This is a genomic window from Sphingobium sp. L-44 (genome assembly GCF_056859495.1).
This window is the reverse complement of the sequence record NZ_JBSXOQ010000003.1, coordinates 1-4,124: the sequence shown is the minus strand read 5'-3', so window position 1 is coordinate 4,124 and position 4,124 is coordinate 1. Positions and strand designations below refer to the sequence as shown.

Here is a 4,124-nt window from a genome sequence, read left to right as displayed (position 1 = left end):
GAGGGCCAGTCCGTTCTGTCGCGGATAGGCGGACAAGCGGCGCAGCATTGCCGAAGCAGTGACGGTGCCGGTGCGGATCGACGTGGCGAACCGCAGCAGTTCGTCCCAATGCGCCGCGACATGACCCAATGCGATCGGTTCGGCCGTCATGCCGGCAAGCAAGGGGCCGGATTCTTGGCCGGGAAGGAGGTGTAAACGACGCTCCTTGATGTCGCGCAGGCGCGGCGCGAAGCGGTAGCCGAAGAAGGGCATGAGGCCGAACACATGGTCCGATGCCCCGCCCGTATCGGTGTAGTGCTCCTCGATCGTCAGGCCGGTCTGGTGATACAGCAAGCCATCCAGCACATAGGGCGCTTCGCCAGCGGTCGCCGCGATCACCCGACTTGCGAAGGGGTCATATCGATCCGAGACATGGGTGTAGAAGGCAACGCCTGGTTCGTTGCCGCTGCGCGCGTTGATGTCGCCGATCGCGGCCCCACGGCCCCCGGCATGAAATTGCTGTCCGTCGCTCGACGAAGTGGTGCCGTCTCCCCACAGCGCGGCGAGCGGCATGGCGCGATGGGCGTCGATCAGCCTTCCCAACGCTTCGCCATAGGCGGCTTCGCTGATGTGCCAGTCGTGAAGATGGGCGAGCTGACGCAGACTTGCGCCCCGGCAGGTTTCCGCCATGCGTGTGAGGCCGAGATTGATGCCATCGGCGAGGATGACCGTGAGCAGCGCATTGCGATCGTCGGCTTCCCGGCCCGAACGACGATGGATGAAGCATTCGCTGAACCCGGTCCAGGCATCGACCTCCAGCAGAAGATCGGTGATCTTCACGCGCGGCAGTCGATCATAGGCGGCGCGACGGGCAATCTCGGTGGCGGGCGGTGTTGCCGCCTTCAGCGGCGAGATGATGAGACCGTTTTCGTCAAGCTTAACCTGGGGCAGCTCCCCTTGCCGTGCAAGGACCGTTACCTGCTCGATCGCCGTGTCGAGCCTGGTGCGCCGTTCCTCGATATGGCGCTCGAAATCCGTTTCGATGGCGAGCGGCAACGGCCCCTTCTCGCGCAGCGCCGCAAAGGTCGCCGGCGGTATGAGATAGCTGTCGAAATCGCGAAACTGCCGGCTTCCCGCGACCCATATATCCCCGGCTCGCAACCGCTCGCGTAGTTGCGACAAGGCGCATAGTTCATAAGCGGCACGATCAACGATGCCATCCCGCAGGACGAACGGGCGCCATGCGGGCGGCACAAAGCGTAGCGGCACGCGATCAGGCAAGCGCCGTTTGCCGGTCCGATATAGCTCCGCGATGATGGCCAGCGCTGACAGGAGCCCCTGAACCGCGCCGGCGCCGCGAAACTCGAAGGCGTTGAGAAAAGCGCCGACAAAGAGCTTCACCGTCCGATGCCGCTCGATCAATTCGGCGGTGCGATCGACGGTTTCCGGTCGCCCGAGCACTTCGGCCTGCTCGACGGCCACGGCGAAGTGCTGCCAGTCCAGCGCCTCGATCTGCGCCAGAGAATCCACGCCCTTGCTGCGCGCGTCGATGAGGAGGCGGCAAGACCCCGTGAGCGTCCGGAGGTGGCCTTGCAACTCGCGCACCGTCTTGAGGGCTTTGTCGCGGGTCCGGTTCTCGGCGCGGCGCGCCATGCTGCCCAACAGCTTGTCGAACATCGTCAGGGTGGCGTCGGTCAGGCTTTCCTCAAGCCGGATGCCGGTTGCCGCCAGCGTCGCATGGCGGCGCAGGGCATTGAGTTCGCCAAGGTGCTGGGGTGTGATGCGGCTGCCTTCGTCCGCCAGCCTGTCAAAAGTCAAAGCCGGGATCATGTCGGCACGGGCGCGATCGAGGCCCAGCGCGCGGATATAGGCGAGCCGTTCGATCAGGCGCAGGATGTTGCGCGCTGCCGGCGATTGTGGCGCATTGCGCATCCAGGATAGCCATGTCGCGACCTGCCCCGGTCGTCGGGCCAGCAAATCGTCCAGGCCCTGAAGGGTGTCAGGCAGCAGGCCATTCGTGAGCACTTCATAGGTAAGCTGTTCGGCTTGCTGGCGCGCCCGCCGCAGCACCGCTTCGAGAATCGACGGAGAAGGCAGGAGGATCTGCAGGCGCCGGAGTTCATCGACGATGACGTCTGCCATCTGGCCGGGGTGTATGATGGTCTGCGCGATTGGGACCGAGAAGGCGACAACTTCACGGAAAGCGTTGCGGTCAAAAATCCTGAACCCGTGCGATCGTCGGATTTCGACGAGATGCTCGCGACGGGTCTGGTCCCGATGGGCATAATCCGCGAAGGCTGCCGGCGCGACGCCGAGTTGCTGCGCCACATAGGCGAGCACAGGAGCGGGCGGGACTTCGCCCGCTTCCAGCGCACGGCCAGGCCATCTCATATATAGCATGAGCATCGCATAGCCGAGCCGGGTGGCATCGCCGCGACGGCGGCCGACAATTTCCAGGTCGTCGCTGGTCAGCGTATAATGACGCGCGATCTCGCGCTCATCGAGCGGCGCGCCATAATGCCTCGCCCAGATTTCCAGGCTCACCAGTCGCCGTCTCGCCAAGCATCATCTCCTTCGCTTTGCGTGTCCGTCAGACGGTCCTCTGGCGGCCAACAGGAATATGTCCGTTAACTCTGGACCTGTAACGGCGATTCGGACAAGATCGCATAATGACGGGAAAACGGACAGGATCGGGCATCATGTGGCGCTGATCGGCTATGCGCGCGTCTCGACCGCAGACCAGAAGCTGTCGCTCCAGCTTGACGCGCTGAACACTGCCGGGTGCGACCGTATATTCGACGATCACGCATCCGGGGCAAAAGCCGATCGGCCTGGCCTAACCGAAGCGCTCGCCTATTTGCGCCCCGGCGACACGCTGGTGGTCTGGAAACTCGACCGCCTCGGCCGCTCGATGAGCCACCTGATCGAGAAGGTCGGCGAGCTTGCGGCGCGCGGCATCGGGTTCCGCTCACTCACCGAGAATATCGACACCACCACTTCGGGCGGCATGCTGGTGTTCAACATCTTCGGCTCGCTGGCCCAATTCGAGCGTGACCTGATCCGTGAACGCACTCATGCCGGCCTCAAGGCCGCACGCGAGCGGGGCAACAAGGGTGGTCGCCGGCCTGTCGTTACCCCCGACAAACTACGTAAAGCGCGGGCGCATATCGCAGCGGGCCTCACTGTTCGTGAGGCGGCGGCCCGGCTCAAGATCGGCAAAACCGCCCTATACAAGGCTCTGGAAAACGCGTGAAACCGCTGGCGATCAAGAACTCGTGGGTGCTGGTCACAGGGGCTTCGACCGGTTTGGGCAGAGCGTCCGCCCTCCGCTTGGCGGCATCGTACCAGGCCAAGCCCCTGATTGTTGGACGAAGGCTCGACAACTTGCGGGAGCTACAGACCGAAATTGACGAGCGGTTCAATGTGCCGTGCGAGATTATAGTGGCTGATCAACGTGAAATCGAGGGCAGGGAGAAAATCGCGGCTAAGGTTGCAGAATTGCAAGTAACAGCCGCTTTGTTGGTTGCCGGAATGACGAGCGTTGGTTCATTTGATGCAGGCCGTGCCGACACTTATGCCGAGGTAATTGAAACAAACATACTCGGTTTCACGGATTTGCTGGCTCGCCTGATTGCGATTTTCAGGGAGCAGCCGTTTGAATCCTCAGTAATCGCCGTGTCGAGCCTGGCGGGCGAAACATCCGTGCCCTTCCAAGCGGTCTACGGCGCGTCGAAAGCCTATGTGAGCACCCTCATGCGAGCGCTTTCCGTGGAGCTTGCCGGGACGGGAGTGAGTGTTGGGTCTTTTGCACCCGGTGGAATCGACACAGACATGGCTGCCCTCAGCGATTTGAAGTGGGGGAGGTTGGGTTTGATGGACGTTGACCGGTGCGCGGCCCATGCAGTCCACGCTCTGGTTTATCGGCAATCCTTCGCCATACCGGGGATGGGCAACCAGCTCACATATTTGGCGAGCAGGGTTCTACCTCGATCGTTGGTCAATCGGATTGCCGCCCTCCCATATCGGCGCCCGTAGGGCGGCACCACATAAAAGGGGCAGGAAAGCCTGCGAATAGCATCTGCTGGCATCGTACCGGATTTGTTCGCCCTTAGCGTGCAGATACGTCACTTTCGTGTAGTCACCCC

Annotated in this window: 3 protein-coding genes; 2 read left to right on the top strand and 1 reads right to left on the bottom strand. The window is 62.5% G+C overall.

The window, feature by feature from the left end; all coding sequences use genetic code 11:
- Window positions 1-2,541, bottom strand: a 2,541-nt coding sequence (locus AC13EK_RS00060; RefSeq protein ID WP_483021940.1) for a Tn3 family transposase, incomplete at its 3' end; no start/stop codon positions are given.
- A 139-nt stretch (window positions 2,542-2,680) separates the two neighbouring features.
- Between AC13EK_RS00060 and AC13EK_RS00055 the strand changes: the two genes are divergently transcribed.
- Both AC13EK_RS00055 and AC13EK_RS00050 read left to right on the top strand, forming a co-directional pair.
- Window positions 2,681-3,232 (top strand): recombinase family protein, encoded by a 552-nt coding sequence (locus tag AC13EK_RS00055; protein WP_004213210.1) that lies wholly within the window; start codon window positions 2,681-2,683, stop codon window positions 3,230-3,232.
- Window positions 3,229-4,014 (top strand): SDR family NAD(P)-dependent oxidoreductase, encoded by a 786-nt coding sequence (locus tag AC13EK_RS00050; protein WP_004213209.1) that lies wholly within the window; start codon window positions 3,229-3,231, stop codon window positions 4,012-4,014. The genes AC13EK_RS00055 and AC13EK_RS00050 overlap by 4 nt, the downstream gene beginning before the upstream one ends.
- Window positions 4,015-4,124 lie beyond the last annotated feature (110 nt).